This window comes from Streptomyces sp. NBC_01275 (assembly GCF_026340655.1).
Lineage (GTDB): Bacteria > Actinomycetota > Actinomycetes > Streptomycetales > Streptomycetaceae > Streptomyces.
The window spans coordinates 4,312,456-4,331,822 of record NZ_JAPEOZ010000001.1 but is presented as its reverse complement, the minus strand read 5'-3'; the positions used below and the strand labels follow the sequence as shown (position 1 = coordinate 4,331,822).

Below are 19,367 nucleotides of genomic sequence, written 5' to 3'. Positions count from 1 at the left end.
GGCAGCAGCGGGGACGGCCGCTGTGGCAGCAGCTGGGCCGCCAGCTGTGATGACAGTTGTGGCGGCAACGGCGACGGCAAATTAAATGCAAGCATGCTTGCTTGTTTCTTGAGCCCCTGCCATGCTCCACCCCATGGCCGACCCGACGCCCGTGATCGAAGACCTCTGTGCCGAAAGCGACGAACTCGACCTGATCGTCGCCGAGTTGGGGCCGGAGCAGTGGGCGCTCCCGACCCCCGCCCCCGGCTGGAGCATCGCCCACCAGATCGCGCACCTCGCCTGGACCGACCACTCCTCGCTGCTCGCGGTGACGGACGTGCCCGCCTTCTCCCGGCAGATCGAGAAGGCGCTGGCCGAGCCCGGGGACTTCGTGGACAACGGCGCGCAGGAGGGCGCGCGGAAGCCGTCCGCGCAACTCCTCGCGGACTGGCGGTCCGGTCGCGCGGCGCTGGCGGACGCCCTGCGCGCCGCACCCGACGGCGCGCGTTTCCCCTGGTACGGCCCGCCCATGTCGACCGCCTCCATGGCCACCGCCCGCCTCATGGAGACCTGGGCCCACGGCCTCGACGTCGCCGACGCGCTCGGAGTCGTCCGCACCCCCACCGACCGCCTCCGGCACATCGTCCGCCTCGGCGTCCGCACCCGCGACTTCGCCTTCGGCGTGCACGGACAGCCCGTGCCGTTCGAGGATTTCCGGATCGAACTCACCAGCCCGTCAGGTGAGGTGTGGGCGTACGGCCCCGAGGACGCCGACGACCGCGTCACCGGCCCCGCGCTCGACTTCTGCCTCCTCGTCACCCAGCGCGCCCACCGCGCCGACCTCGCCCTGACCACCGTGGGCCCGGACGCGGACCGCTGGCTCGACGTCGCCCAGGCCTTCGCGGGCCCGCCCGGCAAGGGCCGCGCGTCCAAGGGTGACGCGTCCAAGGGGGCGACCGGGTGACGGTCCTCCGCATCGGCAACGCCTCCGGTTTCTACGGCGACCGTTTCGACGCCGTGCGCGAGATGCTCACCGGCGGCGAACTGGACGTCCTCACCGGCGACTACCTTGCCGAGCTGACCATGCTCATCCTGGGCCGGGACCGGCTGAAGGACCCGTCCGCCGGCTACGCCCGCACCTTCCTGCGCCAGTTGGAGGATTGCCTGGGCCTCGCCCACGACCGCCGGGTCCGGATCGTCGCCAACGCGGGCGGTCTCAACCCGGCCGGGCTCGCCGACGCCGTACGGCAGTTGGCGGACCGGCTCGGCATCCCCGTACGGGTCGCGCACGTCGAGGGCGACGACCGCACCGCCGACCACCCGGGCAGCCTCACCGCCCACGCCTACCTCGGGGGCTTCGGCATCGCCGCCTGTCTGCGCGAGGGCGCGGACGTGGTGGTCACCGGGCGGGTCACGGACGCGGCCCTGGTCACCGGCCCCGCCGCCGCTCACTTCGGCTGGGGGCCGGGGGAGTACGACCGGCTCGCGGGCGCGGTCGTCGCCGGGCACGTCCTGGAGTGCGGGACGCAGGCCACGGGCGGCAACTACGCCTTCTTCCGGGAGACGAGTCTCAGGGGCGGGGGCCTCGGGGGCGAGGGTCTCAGGGACGGAGGTCTCAGGGACGGAGGCCTGAGGGAGGGCCGCCGTGACCTCCGCCGCCCCGGCTTCCCCCTTGCCGAGATCCACGCCGACGGCAGCAGCGTCATCACCAAGCACCCGGGGACGGGCGGCTTCGTCGACGTCGGCACGGTGACCGCCCAACTCCTGTACGAGACGGGCCCGGCCCGGTACGCGGGACCCGACGTCACCGCCCGTCTGGACGCCGTACGGCTCACCCAGGACGGCCCGGACCGGGTCCGGATCGACGGCGTGCGCGGCGAGGCCCCGCCCCCGACCCTCAAGGTCGGCCGCACCCGCCTGGGCGGCTTCCGCAACGAGGTCGTGTTCGTGCTCACCGGACTCGACATCGAGGCCAAGGCGGAGCTGGTGCGGGAGCAGATGACGGAGGCGCTCGCCACGTCACGCCCGGGGGAGGTCCGTTGGGATCTCGTCCGCACCGACCGGCCCGACGCCGACACCGAGGAGACCGCCTCCGCCCTGCTCCGGCTCGTCGTACGGGACCCGCAACAGGCGCTCGTGGGGCGGGCGTTGAGCGGTGCGGCGGTGGAGCTGGCGCTGGCGAGCTACCCCGGCTTCCATGTGCTCGCGCCGCCGGGCAAGGGCTCCCCCTACGGGATCTTCGAGGCCTCGTACGTCCCCCAGGACGCCGTCGCGCACGTCGCCGTCCTCGACGACGGACGCCGTGTCCCCGTGCCCCCGGCCGCCGACACCCTCGTACTCGAAGAAGTACCGGAACCACCCCTGCCGCAGCCCCCGCCGCCCGGGCCCGTGCGGTGCGCGCCGCTGGGGCTCGTCGCCGGGGCCCGCAGCGGGGACAAGGGCGGGAACGCCAACGTGGGGGTGTGGGTCAGGACCGACGACGCCTGGCGGTGGCTCGTGCACGAGCTGACCACCGACCGCTTCCGACAGCTCATACCCGAGAGCCACGGGTTGACGGTGACCCGGCACGCCCTGCCCGGCCTGCGCGCCCTGAACTTCGTCGTCGAGGGCCTCCTCGGGGACGGCGTCGCCGCCCAGCACCGCTTCGACCCGCAGGCCAAGGCCCTCGGCGAATGGCTGCGCTCCCGCCACCTGGACATCCCGGAGGCCCTCCTTTGACCGTCATCACATCCACCCTGGACCCCTACGACCCCGACTACCGGGCGTACCGCGAGGCCATGCTCGGCAAGCTCGCCGACCTCGACGCCGAGCACGCGAAGGCGCTGGCGGGCGGCGGGGAGAAGTACGTCGCCCGGCACCGCGCACGCGGCAAGCTCCTCGCCCGCGAACGCATCGAGCTGCTCCTGGACCCCGACACGCCCTTCCTGGAGCTGTCGCCGCTGGCCGCCTGGGGCAGCGACTACACCGTAGGGGCGTCCCTGATCACCGGCATCGGGGTCGTGGAGGGCGTGGAGTGCCTGATCACGGCCAACGACCCGACCGTGCGCGGGGGCGCGAGCAACCCCTGGTCCCTGAAGAAGGCCCTGCGCGCCAACGACATCGCCCTCGCCAACCGGCTGCCCTTCATCAGCCTGGTGGAGTCCGGCGGGGCCGACCTGCCCTCCCAGAAGGAGATCTTCATCCCGGGCGGGGCCGTCTTCCGCGACCTCACCCGGCTCTCCGCCGCCGGGATCCCGACCGTCGCCGTCGTCTTCGGGAACTCCACCGCCGGGGGCGCGTACATCCCCGGCATGTCCGACCACGTGATCATGGTCAAGGAGCGCGCGAAGGTGTTCCTCGGCGGGCCGCCGCTGGTGAAGATGGCCACCGGGGAGGAGAGCGACGACGAGTCGCTGGGCGGCGCGGAGATGCACGCGCGCGTGTCGGGCCTCGCCGACTACTTCGCCGTCGACGAGCGCGACGCCCTGCGCCAGGCGCGCCGCGTCCTCGCCCGCCTCAACCACCGCAAGGCGTACGACGATCCGGGACCGGCCGCACCGCCCGAGTACGACGAGGAGGAGCTGCTCGGCATCGTCCCCGGGGACCTGCGCACCCCCTTCGACCCGCGCGAGGTGATCGCCCGGATCGTCGACGCCTCCGACTTCGACGAGTTCAAGCCCCTGTACGGGACGAGCCTGGTGACGGGCTGGGCGACCCTGCACGGCTACCCGGTGGGCATCCTGGCCAACGCCCAAGGCGTCCTCTTCAGCGCCGAGTCCCAGAAGGCCGCCCAGTTCATCCAGCTCGCCAACCAGCGCGACATCCCCCTCCTCTTCCTGCACAACACCACCGGCTACATGGTCGGCAGGGAGTACGAGCAGGGCGGCATCATCAAACACGGCGCGATGATGATCAACGCCGTCAGCAACAGCCGGGTCCCCCACCTCTCCGTCCTCATGGGCGCGTCCTACGGCGCGGGCCACTACGGGATGTGCGGCCGCGCCTACGACCCGCGCTTCCTCTTCGCCTGGCCCAGCGCCAAGTCGGCGGTGATGGGCCCACAGCAGCTCGCGGGCGTCCTGTCCATCGTCGCCCGGCAGTCGGCGGCCGCCAAGGGACAGCCCTACGACGACGACGCGGACGCCGCCCTGCGCGCCATGGTGGAGCAGCAGATCGAGTCCGAGTCGCTGCCGATGTTCCTGTCCGGGCGGCTGTACGACGACGGCGTCATCGACCCGCGCGACACCCGCACCGTCCTCGGCCTGTGCCTGTCCGCCGTCCACACCGCCCCCTACGAGGGTGCGCGGGGCGGCTTCGGCGTCTTCCGGATGTGAGGCCCATGATTACGTCTGTTCTGGTGGCGAACCGCGGCGAGATCGCCTGCCGTGTCTTCCGCACGTGTGGTGAGTTGGGAATCCGGACGGTCGCCGTGCACTCGGACGCCGACGAGAACGCCCTCCACGCGCGCGTGGCCGACACGGCGGTACGGCTGCCGGGGTCGGCCCCCTCGGACACCTACCTGCGCGCCGACCTGATCGTGAAGGCCGCCGTCGCGGCCGGCGTGGACGCCGTGCACCCCGGCTACGGCTTCCTCTCCGAGAACGCCGACTTCGCCCGCGCCGTCCTGGACGCGGGGCTCGTCTGGATCGGCCCGCCGCCCGAGGCGATCGAGGCGATGGCGTCCAAGACGCGCGCGAAGCAGCTGATGGGTCTCGCGCCCCTGGACCTGGACGAGGTCGCCGAGAGCGATCTGCCGGTGCTGGTGAAGGCGGCCGCGGGCGGCGGCGGGCGCGGGATGCGTATCGTGCGCCGCCTGGCGGAGCTGAGCGCCGCCCTGGAGAGCGCACGCGCCGAGGCCGCGAGCGCCTTCGGCGACGGCGAGGTGTTCGTCGAGCCGTACGTCGAGAACGGCCGCCATGTGGAAGTGCAGATCCTCGCCGACGCCCACGGCACGGTCTGGGCCCTCGGCACCCGCGACTGCTCCCTCCAGCGACGCCACCAGAAGGTGATCGAGGAGGCCCCCGCCCCCGGCCTGCCGCCCGAACTGACCGACGCCCTCCACCAGATGGCCGTACGGGCCGCCCGCGCTGTCGCGTACGTCGGCGTCGGAACCGTTGAGTTCCTGGTCGCCGGCGGCCAGGCCCACTTCCTGGAGATGAACACCCGCCTCCAGGTCGAACACCCCGTCACGGAGGCCGTCTTCGGCCTCGACCTGGTGGCGGAGCAGATCCGCGTCGCGGAAGGGGCCGCGCTGGAAACCGACCCCCCACGCGCGCGTGGCCACGCCGTGGAGGCCCGCCTCTACGCAGAGGACCCCGCGACCGACTGGACCCCGCAGACCGGCCCCCTCCACCGCCTGACCGTCCCGGCCGGCGTCCGCCTGGACACCGGCTACGACGACGGCGACGAGATCGGCGTCCACTACGACCCCATGCTCGCCAAGGTCGTCGCCCACGCCCCCACGCGCGCGGAGGCGATCCGCAGACTGGCGGGCGCGCTGGAACGGGCGACGATCCACGGCCCGACCACCAACCGCGACCTCCTCATCCGCTCCCTGCGGCACGAGGAGTTCACGTCGGCCGCCATGGACACGGGCTTCTACGACCGCCACCTGCCCGAGCTGACCGTCCCGGCCGCCGACCCGCACGCCCCCCTGGCCGCCGCGCTGGCGCAGGCGCACGCCGGCTCCCGCTTCGGCGGCTGGCGCAACCTGCCGTCCCAGCCCCAGCTGAAGCGGTACGCGACGGGCGGCGAGGAGATCGAGGTCACGTACGCCTACGGGCGGTCCGGCCTGACGGCCGAGGGCGTTCAGGTCGTCCACGCCGACCCCGCCCTGGTGGTCCTGGAGATCGACGGCGTACGCCGCCGCTTCGAGGTCGCCCGCTACGGCGACCGCGTCCACGTCAACACCACCACCCTCACCGCCCTCCCCCGCTTCCCCGCCCCGGCCCCCCAGCACGCCCCCGGCTCCCTCCTGGCCCCGATGCCCGGCACGGTCGTCAAGGTCGCGGAGGGACTCATCACCGGATCGAGTGTCCAGGCGGGCGAACCGATCATCTGGCTCGAAGCGATGAAGATGCAGCACCGCATCTCCGCGCCCGTGACGGGGACGGTGACGGCCTTGCCGGTGACGGAAGGACAGCAAGTGGAGATGGGCACGCTCCTGGCCGTCGTGCAGGAGACCAGCTAGGGGCGCGGGGCTGCATCGATATGCGGCTCCGCCCCGTGAGCGCGACCGGCCACAACGAAACCGCACCCGAAGGAGCCACCATTGACCACCCTCATCGAATCCGAAGAGCACACGGCACTCCGTGCAGCGGTCTCGTCCTTCGCCAAGCACCACACCCGGACCCCGGACGCCCCCACCAAGACCCTCTGGCAGGAAGCAGCCAAGCTCGGCTACATCGGCGTCAACCTGCCGGAGGCATACGGCGGAGGAGGCGGCGGCATCACCGAACTCTCCCTCGTCCTCGAAGAGCTCGGCGCAGCCGGAAACCCCCTCCTGATGATGATCGTCAGCCCGGCGATCTGCGGCACGGTGATCGCCCGCTTCGGCACGGAAGCCCAGAAGCAGGAGTGGCTCCCCGCCCTGGCGGACGGCACCCGCCTCATGGCCTTCGGCATCACCGAACCCGACGCCGGCTCCAACAGCCACCGCATCACCACGACGGCACGAAAAGACGGCGCGGACTGGCTGCTCACCGGCCGCAAGGTCTTCGTCTCCGGCGTGGACATCGCGGACGCGACCCTCATCGTCGGCCGCACCGAGACCGGGTCCGGCAAGGAGGGCCGCCCCGGCAGCCTCAAGCCCTGCCTCTTCATCGTCCCGCGCGACGCGCCCGGCTTCTCCCGCCGACAGATCGACATGGAACTGCACGGCGCGGAGAAGCAGTTCGAGCTGGTCCTGGACGACGTACGGCTGCCCGCCGAAGCGCTCGTCGGCGACGAGGACGCAGGACTCCTCCAGCTGTTCGCCGGCCTGAACCCCGAGCGGATCATGACGGCCGCCTTCGCGATCGGCATGGGCCGCTACGCGCTCTCCCGCGCGATCGAGTACGCCCGCGACCGCACCGTCTGGAAGACCCCCATCGGGGCCCACCAGGCCATCGCCCACCCCCTCGCCCAGGCGCACATCGACCTCGAACTGGCCCGCCTGATGATGCAGAAGGCGGCCCATCTGTACGACGCGGGGGACGACGTGGGCGCGGGCGAGGCCGCCAACATGGCCAAGTACGCGGCGGGGGAGGCCTGTGTGAAGGCGGTCGACCAGGCGGTGCACACCCTCGGCGGCAACGGCCTCACGCGCGAGTTCGGGCTGGCCTCGCTGATAACGGCGTCCCGGGTGGCTCGTATCGCCCCGGTCAGCCGGGAGATGATTCTCAACTACGTCTCCCACCAGACCCTGGGCCTGCCCAAGTCGTACTAGGCAGCAGTCTTGGAGGAACCATGTTCCGCAGCGAGTACGCAGACGTCCCGCCCGTGGACCTGCCCATCCACGAGGCGGTGCTGGGCCGGGCCGCCGACCACGGTGACACGCCCGCGCTGATCGACGGCACGGACGGCACCACGCTCACGTACGAACAACTCGACCGCTTCCACCGGCGCGTCGCCGCCGCCCTCGCCGAGGCCGGGGTCCGCAAGGGCGACGTCCTCGCCCTGCACAGCCCCAACACCGTCGCCTTCCCGATCGCCTTCTACGCGGCCACGCGCGCGGGAGCCACCGTCACGACCGTGCACCCCCTCGCCACGGCCGAGGAGTTCGCCAAACAGCTCGGCGACTCGGCGGCCCGCTGGATCGTCACCGTCTCACCGCTGCTCCAGACGGCCCGCCGGGCCGCGGAACTCGCGGGCGGAGTCGAGGAGATCTTCGTCTGCGACAGCGCGGCCGGGCACCGCTCGCTGATCGACATGCTCGCCTCGGCGGCCCCGGAACCACGGGTGGACATCGACCCGGCAGCGGACGTGGCGGCCCTGCCGTACTCCTCCGGCACCACCGGCGCTCCCAAGGGCGTGATGCTCACCCACCGCCAGATCGCCACCAACCTCGCCCAGCTCGAACCGGCGGTCACCGCGGGCCCCGGCGACCGCATCCTCGCCGTCCTGCCCTTCTTCCACATCTACGGCCTGACCGCCCTGATGAACGCGCCCCTGCGGCTGGGGGCCACCGTCGTCGTGCTGCCCCGCTTCGACCTGGAGACGTTCCTCGCCGCCATCCAGCAGCACCGCATCACCGGCCTGTACGTGGCCCCGCCGATAGTCCTGGCCCTCGCCAAGCATCCGGCGGTCGCCCAGTACGACCTGTCGTCCCTGCGGTACGTCATCAGTGCGGCCGCACCCCTGGACGCCGACCTCGCCGCCGCCTGCTCCCGACGCCTGAACCTGCCGCCCGTCGGCCAGGCCTACGGCATGACGGAACTGTCGCCCGGCACCCACGTCGTCCCCCTGGCCGCCATGCGCGAGGCCCCGCCCGGCACGGTCGGCAGGCTCATCGCCGGCACCGAGATGCGGATCGTCTCCCTCGACGGCCCCGACGACGGCCCCGGCAAGGACCTCGGCGTCGGCGCGACCGGCGAGATCCTCATCCGGGGACCGCAGGTCATGAAGGGCTACCTGGGCCGCCCCGAGGCCACCGCCGACATGATCGACGGCGACGGCTGGCTGCACACCGGCGACGTCGGACGCGTCGACGAGGGCGGCTGGCTGTTCGTCGTCGACCGCGTCAAGGAACTCATCAAGTACAAGGGCTTCCAGGTGGCCCCCGCCGAACTGGAGGCCCTCCTGCTCACCCACCCCGGCATCGCCGACGCGGCCGTCATCGGCGAGTACAACGACGACGGCAACGAGATCCCGCACGCGCACGTGGTCCGCCAGTCCACCGCCCCCGATCTCTCCGAAGGTGAGATCGCGATGTACGTCGCCGAGCGCGTCGCCCCCTACAAGCGGATCCGCCGGGTCACCTTCATCGACGCCGTACCCCGCGCCGCCTCCGGCAAGATCCTGCGCCGCGAGCTGAGGGAGCGCCCATGACGCCCGTGACGCCCGTGACGCCCACGGGGCCACTGATCGGCCGCACCCGCGCGCGGGGCGTCGAGACCCTCAGCCTCGACTCGCCCGCCGCCCGCAACGCCCTCTCCGCCGCCCTCGTCGGACAGCTGGCCGGCGCGCTCGCCGACTGCGCCGAGGACACCGACGTCCGCGCCGTCGTCCTCACCCACACCGGCGGCACCTTCTGCGCGGGCGCGGACCTGCGCGACCCGCCCGCCCCGGACGCCTTCGTGGAGCTGCTGCGGCAGCTCGTGGCGCTGCCCAAGCCGGTCGTGGCCCGGGTCGCCGGACACGTCCGGGCCGGCGGTCTGGGCCTGCTGGCCGCCTGTGACGTCACGGCTGCGTCGACCGCGTCGACCTTCGCGTTCACGGAGGTGCGCATCGGGGTCGCCCCCGCCGTCATCTCGCTGCCCCTCCTGCCCCGCACCGACCCCCGCGCCCTGTCCCGCTACTACCTCACCGGCGAGCGCTTCGACGCCCCCGAGGCGGCGCGGATCGGCCTGCTGACGGCGGCGGGCGACGACGTCGACGCCGTACTCGCACCTGTCCTGGACGGGCTGCGCAGGTCCGCCCCGCAGGGCCTCGCCGAGACGAAACGCCTGCTCACGGCTAGGGTGCTGGAGGCCTTCGACCGGGACGCGGCCGACCTCACCGCGCTCTCGGCCCGACTGTTCTCCGCCCCGCAGGCCCGCGAGGGGATGACGGCCTTCCTCGAACGACGGGATCCCGCATGGGTGTTGTGACCACGGCCGACCGGACCCCGAACGACCGCGCCCCCAAGCAGGACCGCAGCCGGGCCACCCGGCAACGCCTCCTGGAAGCCGCCGTGTCCTGCCTCGCCGAACACGGCTGGGCCGGCTCCACGGTCACCGCCGTCGCCGAGCGCGCGGGCGTCTCCCGCGGGGCCGCCCAGCACCACTTCCCCACCCGCGAGGACCTGTTCACCGCGGCTGTGGAGTACGTCGCCGAGGAACGCTCGACCGCGTTGCGCGCCCTGTTCCCCGAAGGTCCCGCCGAGCGCCGCGCGGTCGTGGCCGCCCTCGTCGACCTCTACACCGGCCCCCTGTTCCGGGCCGCCCTGCACCTGTGGGTCGCCGCCTCCGACGAGGAACAACTACGCCCGCGCGTCACCGAGCTGGAGGCCCGCGTCGGCCGCGAGACCCACCGCATAGCCGTGGAACTGCTCGCCGCCGACGAGTCGGAGCCCGGCGTCCGCGAGACCGTCCAGGGCCTGCTCGACATGGCCCGTGGCCTGGGCCTGGCCAACCTCCTCACGGACGACGCGGTAAGACGCGAGCGCGTGGTGGCGCAGTGGGCGGGACTCCTGGACGAGTCGCTGGGCTGAGTCGCCGGGCTGAGTCGCTCGGCTGAGTCGCCGGGCTGAGCCCGCCTTCAGCGGCAGGGGCGTCAGCGGCCGGGTCGTCAGGGTCGGGGTCGTCAGGGTCGGGGTCGTCAGCGGCTGCGTTGTCAGTGGCGGGGCTTACGGTTCTGGCATGGGGGATACGTTCCAGACGATCGTCGACCGCGACGCGAGCCCGCAGGACGCGCCGCGCCTCGCCGAGCGCGTGGTGGACTGGCTCGTGGCCGAGGGCATCGTGCTCGCCGAGGCGGAGCCGGGCTGGGCCCTGAGCGAGCGGCCGGCCCATCCACCCGGCCCGAACTGGCACAAGGCGGTCGCCGACGCCCGCTGGGGCGCGCCGGAAGGCCTCGCCGTGTACAGCGAGCACCACATCTTCTACAGCCCGGACGCTCTCGGACCGGCCGCGGTGACGTGCGGCCGGTGCGCGGCGACCACCCTGCTGGAGGGCGACCTCGCGGCGATCTTCGAGACGGCCACCATCCGCTGGCACGAGACGGGCGTCGCCGACGCCGACTGCCCCGCCTGCGCCGAGACCGTCCCCCTGTCCGCCTGGAGATGGAACGACGACCAGCTGGCCTTCGCCCACCTCGGCTTCCAGTTCTGGAACTGGCCCGCGTTCAGCGAGGAGTTCCGTGCCCGCATAGGCGAGCTCCTGGGCGGCCACGGCACGGCGTTCCTCATGGGCAAGATCTGAGCCGAGCCTCACGGGCCGAGCGCCTCACGGACTGAGCGCCCTCACGGTCGGGGTTCTCACGGACTGAGCCGCTCCACCCGCCAGCTCCCGTCCGCCTCCGCCACGTACTGCAGCCGGTCGTGCAGCCGGTTCTCGCGGCCCTGCCAGAACTCCACCGACTCCGGGGCCACCCGGAAGCCGCCCCAGTGCGGCGGCACCGGCACCTGCTCGCCCTCCGGATAGCGGGCCGCCAGCTCGGCGTAGGACGCGTCGAGGTCGGCGCGGGCGGCGATCACCGACGACTGGGCGCTGGCCCACGCGCCGAGCTGGGAGCCGTGCGGCCGGGTGCGGAAGTACGCGGCGGTCTCGTCGCGCCCGGTACGCCGGGCCACGCCCCGCACGATGACCTGCCGGGCCACCGGATGCCAGGGGAAGAGCAGCGAGACGTACGGGTTCTCCGCGAGGTCGAGGGCCTTGCGGGAGTCGTAGTTCGTGTAGAAGACGAAGCCCTGCTCGTCGAACTGCTTCAGCAGCACCGTGCGGGAGCTGGGCCGGCCCTCGGCGTCCGCGGTGGAGACGATCATGGCGTTCGGCTCGAACAGCTGGGCCTCGGTCGCGGCCTGCCGGAACCAGCGCGTGAACTGCTCCACGGGGGTGGCCGCCAGGTCGGCCTCGGAGAGCCCCTCGGCCCGGTAATGCTTGCGCATGGCGGCGGGGTCGGGGACGGGGCCGGGGGAGACGGCGTCTTCGTCGGTCACGCCGTCATCTTGCCGTATGACGGATCACCGAAGACCGCCGCCCGGCAGGTGGCACTGAGTGCCGCGACCACTCCCCAAAGGTGGCACTCGGGGATATGGTGCAGAAGGCATCCCGGTTGGGTGACCGACAGCCGCACGGGGCATCACTGGGATGACCGCCCAGGACCGCGAGTCCTCACGCAGGACCGTGGATCCGCCGGCGCCGTCTGTCGCACAGCCGTCGCCTACCCGTCGTACACATCACGAGGAGCCGCCTGATGTCCGACTTCGTACCCGGGCTCGAGGGAGTCGTCGCGTTCGAGACGGAGATCGCCGAACCGGACAAGGAGGGCGGCGCCCTTCGCTACCGGGGCGTCGACATCGAGGACCTGGTCGGCCATGTCTCCTTCGGCAACGTCTGGGGGCTGCTCGTCGACGGCGCCTTCAATCCGGGCCTGCCGCCCGCCGAGCCGTTCCCGATCCCGGTCCACTCCGGCGACATCCGCGTCGACGTCCAGTCCGCGCTCGCCATGCTCGCGCCCGTCTGGGGCCTCAAGCCCCTCCTCGACATCGACGCCGAGCAGGCCCGCGACGACCTCGCCCGCGCCGCCGTCATGGCCCTCTCCTACGTCGCCCAGTCGGCGCGCGGCCAGGGCCGGCCCATGGTCCCCCAGAGCGAGATCGACAAGGCCCAGTCCGTCGTCGAGCGGTTCATGATCCGCTGGCGGGGCGAGCCGGACCCCAAGCACGTCGCCGCCGTGGACGCCTACTGGACGTCCGCCGCCGAGCACGGCATGAACGCCTCCACCTTCACCGCCCGCGTCATCGCCTCCACCGGCGCGGACGTCGCCGCCGCGCTCTCCGGCGCCGTAGGAGCCATGTCCGGCCCGCTGCACGGCGGCGCCCCCTCCCGCGTCCTCGGTATGATCGAGGAGATCGAGCGCACCGGGGACGCCGAGGCCTACGTCAGGCAGGCCCTCGACAAGGGCGAGCGCCTCATGGGCTTCGGCCACCGCGTCTACCGCGCCGAGGACCCCCGCGCGCGCGTGCTGCGCCGTACCGCCCGCGAACTGGGCGCGCCCCGCTTCGAGATCGCCGAGGCCCTGGAGAAGGCCGCCCTGGCGGAGCTCCACGCCCGCCGCCCCGACCGGGTCCTGGCGACGAACGTCGAGTTCTGGGCGGCCATCGTCCTGGACTTCGCGGAGGTCCCGGCGCACATGTTCACCTCGATGTTCAGCTGCGCCCGCACGGCCGGCTGGTCGGCGCACATCCTGGAGCAGAAGCGCACCGGCCGCCTGGTCCGCCCGTCCGCCCGCTACATCGGCCCCGGCTCACGCGACCCGCACGAGATCGAGGGGTACGGCGACATCGCGGACTGAGCGGCAGCTCGGCGTCGGCGTCGGCGTCGGCTCACGCAGGGCATCACGCACGGCGTCACGCAGGGCATCACGCACGGCGACGCACGGCGTCACGCGGGGCTGAGCAGCTCCGCGTGATGCCGCTCGGCCACCAGCGGATGGGCCCGCAGCTTGCCCTTCAGCTCGTTGAAGCCGTACTCCGCGAAGAGCGGGTTGGCCGGGTCGTCGGTGACGCCCGGGGCGGTGGAGGCGTGCGGGAAGGGCAGCGGCTCCACGCGCGCGTCCAGCCGCGGGTTGTAGAAGAACGGCACCGAGAACCGCTCGACGGCGCTCGGCGGCGACACGACCCGGTGGTTGGTGGCGACGAGGTACCCGTTCGTCGCCACCTCCAACAGCTCACCGAGGTTCACGACGAAGGCCCCCGGCAGCGGCGGGACGTCATGGAACAGCCCGTCCTCCCGCTGCACCTGAAGCCCGCCGACCTGGTCCTGGAGCAGCAGCGTCAGGAACCCGTAGTCCTTGTGGGCCCCCACCCCCTGACCGTCCCCGTCCCCCGCGCTCCCCGGATACCGCACCAGCTTCAGATGCGGATGCGCCCGCTCCCCGAAGGCCTGGTCGTAGAAGTCGACGGGCGCGCCGATCGAGGCCAGCAGCTCGTGCAGCAGCCGCTCGGCGACGGCACTGAGCCGCTCGATCCACGCGAGCGCGGCGACCCGCAGCTCGGGAAGCCCGTCGGGCCACTGGTTCGGCCCCTCCAGCCACCAGTAGGCGGGCTCGCCCGCCCCCGGTGTCCGTGCCGGCCGCTCCGCCCCGATGTCGAGCTGATCCCGCCAGTCCCGCCGCCCCCCGGTCCGCTCGTCACCGGTCCGCGTGTACCCCCGGAAGTGCGGCGAGTTCACATTGTCGATCGCGAGCCGCGCGGCCTCCGGCAGAGCGAAGAAGGCCCGCATGGCGGACAGCAGCTTCCCGGTCTCCTCGGCGCTCACTCCATGCCCCACCAACTGGAAGAACCCCACGTCATGCGCGGCACTGTGCAACTGCGCATGCAGCAGCGCCCGAGCCTGAGGCCCGCGATCGGCGGCGGAGAGATCGATGATCGGCAGTTGCTGGTAGGACGGGTTCGGGTTCGTCATGGTGCGTCCGTAGGGTGTACGGGGTCCGCGACCGCCGTCGGTGGGACGGCGCGCGGGTGCCAAGCGGGCGGGGAAGAGGGGAACGCAAGCGGCGGTGAACCGCGAAGGGGGCTGGACGGGCTCAGATGGAGCGTCGACAGCCCATGCTCGTGACGCGGACGTAGTCCACGTGGCGGCGTCGAACGAGCGAAAGCATGTTCCCCAGAGTACTGCCTGCCGAAAGATCCGTACGTGGCGCGGGTCACGCACCGCAGACTCTCCGACAACGCAGGCGACCCGCGAGTCTGGTCCCCCCTGAGGAGGGGCCGGCCGGACGTACCGGCGACTCGCGGGTCGGGTGACTGCGTTGGATTGGCCGGCTGCGTGCCTCACACACACGCTGGTCCGGCACCGCACTGAGTGGGCGACGGGCCACTAGCCCGCAGCCACCTCCGACGTCCGGTGTGCATACATGCTCCGAACCACCTCCTTTCCCTCGGTACGCACACCCTAAGAAGGCATCTCCGATCGCTCAAGCTCTTTTTCTGCGCCTGACGCGGCCCGGCTGTCCCGCAAACGCGTTGACGCGCGCGTGAGGGCGCGGTTCTCTGCTGGCGTGACTGATCTTCGTATCGAAGCCGTGGGGCCGGATGCAGACGAGGCCAGGCTCGAGCAGTGGCGGCACGTCCACAACACGATCGTGCCGCCCGCCGCGCTGGCCCTTGACGAGGTGCGGGAGCGGGCCGGGAGGTATCGGCTGGTGAACGCGTATGTCGGGGGTGTGCTCGTCGGGTGTTCGACCGTGCGGCCGCCGGAGGGGGAGGGGGCGGTGGCGACCGTCATCGCGCGCGTGCTGCCCGCATATCGGAGGCGCGGCCATGGGAGCGCCCTGTACGACGACGGGCTCGCTCACGCGCGCGTGCTCGGGGCGCGGGCGGTCGAGACGTGTGTGCTGGGCGTCAACGAGGAGGGGCTGCTGTTCGCGCGGGGGCGGGGGTTCGTCGAGGTCGAGCGGTATGTCCTGGATGGGCGGAGTGAGGAGTGGATCGATCTGCGGGTGGTACCCGGGTGGGAATAGGGGGTCGTACAACGATTCCCCTGCAATCTTGCGGGAACCATATGTGGGCTGCGTCACGTTCGAGTTGAATGAGGGCAAGTGAGCGAACCTGCAGGGGGTCCAGGTGAGTGCTTCCCGGCGTAGTGGGACCACCGACGAGCTGGGGCCGGACGAGCCCGAGCAGCCCGGTCGGTCGGGAGACGACGGCCTGGAGCCCCCGGCGGGACCGGGCGGCCCGGCCGGCTCCGACCTGCTCGCCGCGCTGCTCGACGGCATGGACGCGGCTCTGTGCGCCTTCGACGCCGACGGCGTCGTCACCCACTGGAACCGCGAGGCCGAGCGCATCCTCGGCTGGAGCGCCGCCGAGGCCGTCGGCCGGCACGGCTTCGCCGGCTGGGCCGTGCGCGAGGCGGACGCCGAGGAGGTCGAGAGCCGGCTGATGTCGGCCATGCACGCGGCCGGCCGCCAGGTCCACGAGTTCGCGCTGCTGACGAAGGACGGCGGCCGCGTCCTCGTGCGCACCCAGTCCGCCGCCGTCCCCGGCCCCGACGGCAAGCCCGCCGGGCTGTACTGCGCCTTCAGCGAGGTGCACGCCCAGATCGACCTGGAGCGTTCCATCGCGCTCAGCGAGGCCCTGTTCGACGACGCCTCCTGGGGCGTCGTCCTGGTCGACGCCGACCTGCGCCCCGCCGTCGTCAACGCGCACGCCGCCCGCGCGCTCGGCACGGGCCGTACGGCCGTGCTGGGCCGCCCGCTGGGCGATCTGCTCACCCGGGGCGTGGAGGAGCTGGAGAACGCGCTGACGCACGTCCTCGCCGAGGGCGCTCCGCCCGCCCCCGCCGAGCTGTGGGTCGGGGTGCGCACCCCGGAGGGCGAGCGGCGGCGCTGTTGGCGCAGCGGCTTCCTGAGGCTGGCCTCGCCGCTCGCGGAGGAGCCGGTGCCGCTCGGGGTCGGCTGGCTCTTCCAGGACGTCACCGAGGCCAAGCAGGGCGAGCAGGAGGCGTCCCTGCTGCGCTTCCGCACCAACCAGCTGCACCGGGCCGCCCGCGCCGCCGTCGAGTGCGAGGACCCGGCCGAGGCGGCCACCGTCCACCTCGACTTCGCGCTCGCCGGATTCGCCGACCACGCCCTCGTCGACCGCGTGGCGGGCGGCGCCACGACCGACGGCGAGACGCCGATGAGGGCGGCGACGACGACGGCGGCGGTGACGAACGGCCCGCTGCGGCTGGTCCGGGTCGCCGCCACGCCCTCGGGCGGGCCGGGCCCCAGCGAGCTCACCGGCCACGCCGGCGTCCCCCTCCGCTACGGCGAGGGGCATCCGGCGCTGCAGTGCGTGGCGCGGGCCGGTTCCGTGCGGGCCGCCGCCGGCACGGTGGAGGCCGACGTGGCACGGGAGTGGGCGCGGGCCCGCCTGTGGCCCGAGGACACCGTGCACGCGCTGTGCGCGGTGCTGCGCAGCCGCGGTCGCACCCTGGGCGTCGTGACGTTCCTGCGCGGCAGCGGCCGCAGCCCCTTCGAACGGTCCGACGCGATCTACGCCGAGGACGTCGCCGTCCGGATCGCGGCCGCCCTCGACCTGGCCGACCTGACCGGCCTGGTCGACCGGGCCGGCCGCGGCGACGGCGCCTGACGCGCGCGGAAGGGCATACGCGCGGCCGCAGCCGCTCGCCGGTGTCCCCTCAGCGGCGGTAGAAGATCCGCTCCCGGTACTCCTCCATGATCCGTCGGTTCCACTCGTGGCCGCCGTCGACGTTGCCGGAGCGCAGGAGCGGGGGCTCGATGCCCCGTTCGGCGAGGACGCCGGCCGCGGTGGCCATGACGGCCTGGAGCAGGGCCGAGGTGACGACGGTGGAGGCGGGGGCGAAGGGCGCCGGGACGGTGTCGAGGGTGAGCTCGGCGTCGCCGACCGCGATCTTCGAGTCCACGACGACGTCGCAGTGGTCCTTCAGGAAGGCGCCCGAGGCGTGCCGTGACGTCGTCTCCGAGGCGTACGCCACCGAGGTCACGCCGATGACCTTCAGGCCCAGGGCGCGGGCGTTCAGGGCCATCTCCACGGGCAGCGCGTTGCGGCCGGACAGCGAGACGATCACGAGGGCGTCGCCCGCGCGGACCGGCGAGGTGTCCAGGACGGCGCCCGCGAGGCCGTCGACGCGCTCCAGGGCGGAGCCGAGGGTGGCGGGCACGACGTCGACGCCGACCACGCCCGGCACCGCGAGGAGGTTCATCAGGGCGAGGCCGCCCGCGCGGTAGACGACGTCCTGGGCGGCGAGGGAGGAGTGGCCGGCCCCGAAGGCGAAGAGCCGTCCGCCGGCGGCCACGGTGTCGGCGAGCAGAGCGCCGGCGGCCTCCACGGCCTCGGACTCCTCGTCGCGGACCCGTTGCAGCAGGGTGATCGCGGCGTCGAAGAACTGGTCGCCGAGCTTGCGGTCGCTCATCCGAGGGGCCCCTTCGCCGTGTCCGGTGGTCGTGCCGGTGTGCGGTGTGCGGTCTGCGGTCTGCGGTCTGCGGTCTGCGGTCGGCGGTGTCCGGTGTTCGTCTCCGGTGTCCATGTCGCGGATCACCGTGCGGTCTGGACCAACGCCCTGTCAATACGGCCGACGCCCCACCGGCGCCCGTACCGACGGCCCACTGGGCCCGTACCGACGCCCGTACCCACACCCCACCGGCACCCGTACCCCCGCCCCGCCGACGCGGCACCCACACCCCACCCCGTTCCGGTGCCCCGACCCCTGATGTAACCGCCTCGTTTCAACGGCGCGGCACGCTTGGCAGTGGTATCCGGCAGAATTGAGTCCAGGGCCAGCGCACGCGCCGAAGCGCCGTCGAGTCTTCGGCAGAGCTAATCGAGGGGCATGAATGTCCGGACTGATCGACACCACGGAGATGTATCTCCGCACCATCCTCGAGCTGGAGGAGGAAGGTGTGGTCCCCATGCGCGCCCGGATCGCCGAGCGGCTCGACCAGAGCGGGCCGACGGTCAGCCAGACGGTGGCGCGCATGGAGCGCGACGGCCTGGTCTCCGTGGCCAGCGACCGGCACCTGGAGCTGACCGACGAGGGCCGTCGGCTGGCCACGCGCGTGATGCGCAAGCACCGGCTCGCCGAGTGCCTCCTGGTCGACGTGATCGGCCTGGAGTGGGAGCAGGTCCACGCCGAGGCGTGTCGCTGGGAGCACGTGATGAGCGAGGCGGTCGAGCGCCGCGTGCTCGAGCTGCTGCGCCACCCCACCGAGTCCCCCTACGGCAACCCGATCCCGGGCCTGGAGGAGCTGGGCGAGAAGGACGGCGCCGACCCGTTCCTGGACGAGGGCATGGTCTCGTTGGCCGACCTCGACCCGGGCCTGGAGGGCAAGACGGTCGTCGTACGCCGTATCGGCGAGCCGATCCAGACGGACGCGCAGCTGATGTACACGCTGCGCCGGGCGGGTGTGCAGCCCGGTTCGGTGGTGAGCGTGACGGAGTCGGCCGGCGGGGTGCTGGTCGGCAGCGGCGGCGAGGCGGCCGAGCTGGAGTCGGACGTCGCGTCCCACGTGTTCGTCGCGAAGCGCTAGGCGCTAGGCGCTGGGCGCTGGGCGCTGGGCGCTGGGCGCTGGGCGCTGGGCCGTGCGTCGAGTCGTGCGCCGGGCTGTGCGTCGGGCCGCGCGTCGAGCCGTGTGCCAAGGCTGAGCATTGTTCAACTCCTGGGGTTCATGGGGCAGTTGTGACGTCCGGTCGATCTCGTCGAATCGGAGATTCCCTGTGTCGAATCGCAGCGCTCCGACGCTTCCCGTGCCAGGCTGTCGCGTGAGGCATATGACCTGAGGGGGGCGGGGATGATGTGCCGCGGAGCAGTGAAGGGCCCCGGCGCCGTCTGGCGCCGGGGCCTGTCCTCCCCTGTTTCGACCCGGAGCCCCGAGCTCTCAGGGTCGTTCCCCTCGGACCGGTTTCCCCGAGCGGTCCGCCTCCCGTTGAAGATCTCCCCTCGGCAGCGGCGATCATTCCTTGAGCGAGGTCACTCGAACGAGGGGTGTTGTACGCGGAGAGTGCATTTCTCGAAAGGGCATTCGATAGCCTGCGAGTGATTCGGAAG

General features: G+C 72.7%; 16 protein-coding genes. 13 read left to right on the top strand and 3 right to left on the bottom strand.

Going from position 1 to position 19,367, the window contains the following annotated elements; translation table 11 throughout:
* Nucleotides 1-133 precede the first annotated feature (133 nt).
* The 9 genes from OG562_RS18895 (at nt 134) to OG562_RS18855 (ending at nt 11,057) form a co-directional block, all read left to right on the top strand.
* Complete coding sequence (locus OG562_RS18895) at nt 134-943, top strand: TIGR03084 family metal-binding protein (protein ID WP_266399235.1); 810 nt, start codon at nt 134-136, stop codon at nt 941-943.
* Nucleotides 940-2,697 carry an acyclic terpene utilization AtuA family protein gene (locus OG562_RS18890; protein WP_266399232.1) on the top strand — a complete coding sequence of 586 codons (1,758 nt, stop codon included), beginning with the start codon at nt 940-942 and terminating at the stop codon, nt 2,695-2,697. Before OG562_RS18895 ends, OG562_RS18890 begins: the two co-directional genes overlap by 4 nt.
* Nucleotides 2,694-4,292, top strand: a complete 1,599-nt coding sequence (locus tag OG562_RS18885; RefSeq protein WP_266399230.1) for an acyl-CoA carboxylase subunit beta — start codon at nt 2,694-2,696, stop codon at nt 4,290-4,292. The genes OG562_RS18890 and OG562_RS18885 overlap by 4 nt, the downstream gene beginning before the upstream one ends.
* A 5-nt stretch (nt 4,293-4,297) precedes the next feature.
* Nucleotides 4,298-6,148: a biotin carboxylase N-terminal domain-containing protein gene (locus OG562_RS18880; RefSeq protein WP_266399227.1), complete on the top strand. Its 1,851-nt coding sequence runs from the start codon at nt 4,298-4,300 to the stop codon at nt 6,146-6,148.
* 81 nt (nt 6,149-6,229) lie between these two features.
* The gene (locus tag OG562_RS18875; protein WP_266399225.1) at nt 6,230-7,384 is read left to right on the top strand and encodes an acyl-CoA dehydrogenase family protein; all 1,155 of its coding nucleotides are present in this window, start codon (nt 6,230-6,232) and stop codon (nt 7,382-7,384) included.
* 20 nt (nt 7,385-7,404) lie between these two features.
* Nucleotides 7,405-8,985, top strand: a complete 1,581-nt coding sequence (locus OG562_RS18870; protein WP_266399222.1) for a 4-coumarate--CoA ligase family protein — start codon at nt 7,405-7,407, stop codon at nt 8,983-8,985.
* Nucleotides 8,982-9,746, top strand: a complete 765-nt coding sequence (locus tag OG562_RS18865; RefSeq protein WP_266399219.1) for an enoyl-CoA hydratase family protein — start codon at nt 8,982-8,984, stop codon at nt 9,744-9,746. The genes OG562_RS18870 and OG562_RS18865 overlap by 4 nt, the downstream gene beginning before the upstream one ends.
* Nucleotides 9,734-10,348, top strand: a complete 615-nt coding sequence (locus OG562_RS18860; RefSeq protein WP_266399216.1) for a TetR/AcrR family transcriptional regulator — start codon at nt 9,734-9,736, stop codon at nt 10,346-10,348. The genes OG562_RS18865 and OG562_RS18860 overlap by 13 nt, the downstream gene beginning before the upstream one ends.
* Before the next feature lie 148 nt (nt 10,349-10,496).
* Entirely contained in the window at nt 10,497-11,057 is a 561-nt protein-coding gene (locus tag OG562_RS18855) for a hypothetical protein (protein ID WP_266399213.1), read from the top strand.
* A gap of 56 nt (nt 11,058-11,113) precedes the next feature.
* Here the strand turns inward: OG562_RS18855 and pdxH are convergent, their stop codons facing one another.
* Nucleotides 11,114-11,794: a pyridoxamine 5'-phosphate oxidase gene (pdxH, locus tag OG562_RS18850; RefSeq protein WP_266399210.1), complete on the bottom strand. Its 681-nt coding sequence runs from the start codon at nt 11,792-11,794 to the stop codon at nt 11,114-11,116.
* Nucleotides 11,795-12,051: 257 nt separating this feature from the next.
* On the opposite strand from pdxH, the gene OG562_RS18845 reads away from it, so the two are divergent.
* On the top strand, nt 12,052-13,152 hold the full coding sequence (locus tag OG562_RS18845) for a citrate synthase 2 (protein WP_266399207.1): 1,101 nt from the start codon (nt 12,052-12,054) through the stop codon (nt 13,150-13,152).
* Nucleotides 13,153-13,241: 89 nt separating this feature from the next.
* Here OG562_RS18845 and OG562_RS18840 read toward each other — a convergent pair whose 3' ends face one another.
* Nucleotides 13,242-14,264: an isopenicillin N synthase family oxygenase gene (locus tag OG562_RS18840; protein WP_266399205.1), complete on the bottom strand. Its 1,023-nt coding sequence runs from the start codon at nt 14,262-14,264 to the stop codon at nt 13,242-13,244.
* A gap of 595 nt (nt 14,265-14,859) precedes the next feature.
* Here OG562_RS18840 and OG562_RS18835 point away from each other — a divergent pair.
* Nucleotides 14,860-15,321, top strand: a complete 462-nt coding sequence (locus OG562_RS18835) for a GNAT family N-acetyltransferase (RefSeq protein WP_266399203.1) — start codon at nt 14,860-14,862, stop codon at nt 15,319-15,321.
* Nucleotides 15,322-15,424: 103 nt separating this feature from the next.
* Nucleotides 15,425-16,930 carry a PAS domain-containing protein gene (locus tag OG562_RS18830; protein WP_266399201.1) on the top strand — a complete coding sequence of 502 codons (1,506 nt, stop codon included), beginning with the start codon at nt 15,425-15,427 and terminating at the stop codon, nt 16,928-16,930.
* Between the two features lie 49 nt (nt 16,931-16,979).
* On the opposite strand, the gene OG562_RS18825 is transcribed toward OG562_RS18830, so the two are convergent.
* Nucleotides 16,980-17,735: an SIS domain-containing protein gene (locus OG562_RS18825; protein WP_266399199.1), complete on the bottom strand. Its 756-nt coding sequence runs from the start codon at nt 17,733-17,735 to the stop codon at nt 16,980-16,982.
* Between the two features lie 421 nt (nt 17,736-18,156).
* Here OG562_RS18825 and OG562_RS18820 point away from each other — a divergent pair, with 421 nt between their 5' ends.
* Entirely contained in the window at nt 18,157-18,849 is a 693-nt protein-coding gene (locus OG562_RS18820) for a metal-dependent transcriptional regulator (RefSeq protein ID WP_020130217.1), read from the top strand.
* Nucleotides 18,850-19,367 lie beyond the last annotated feature (518 nt).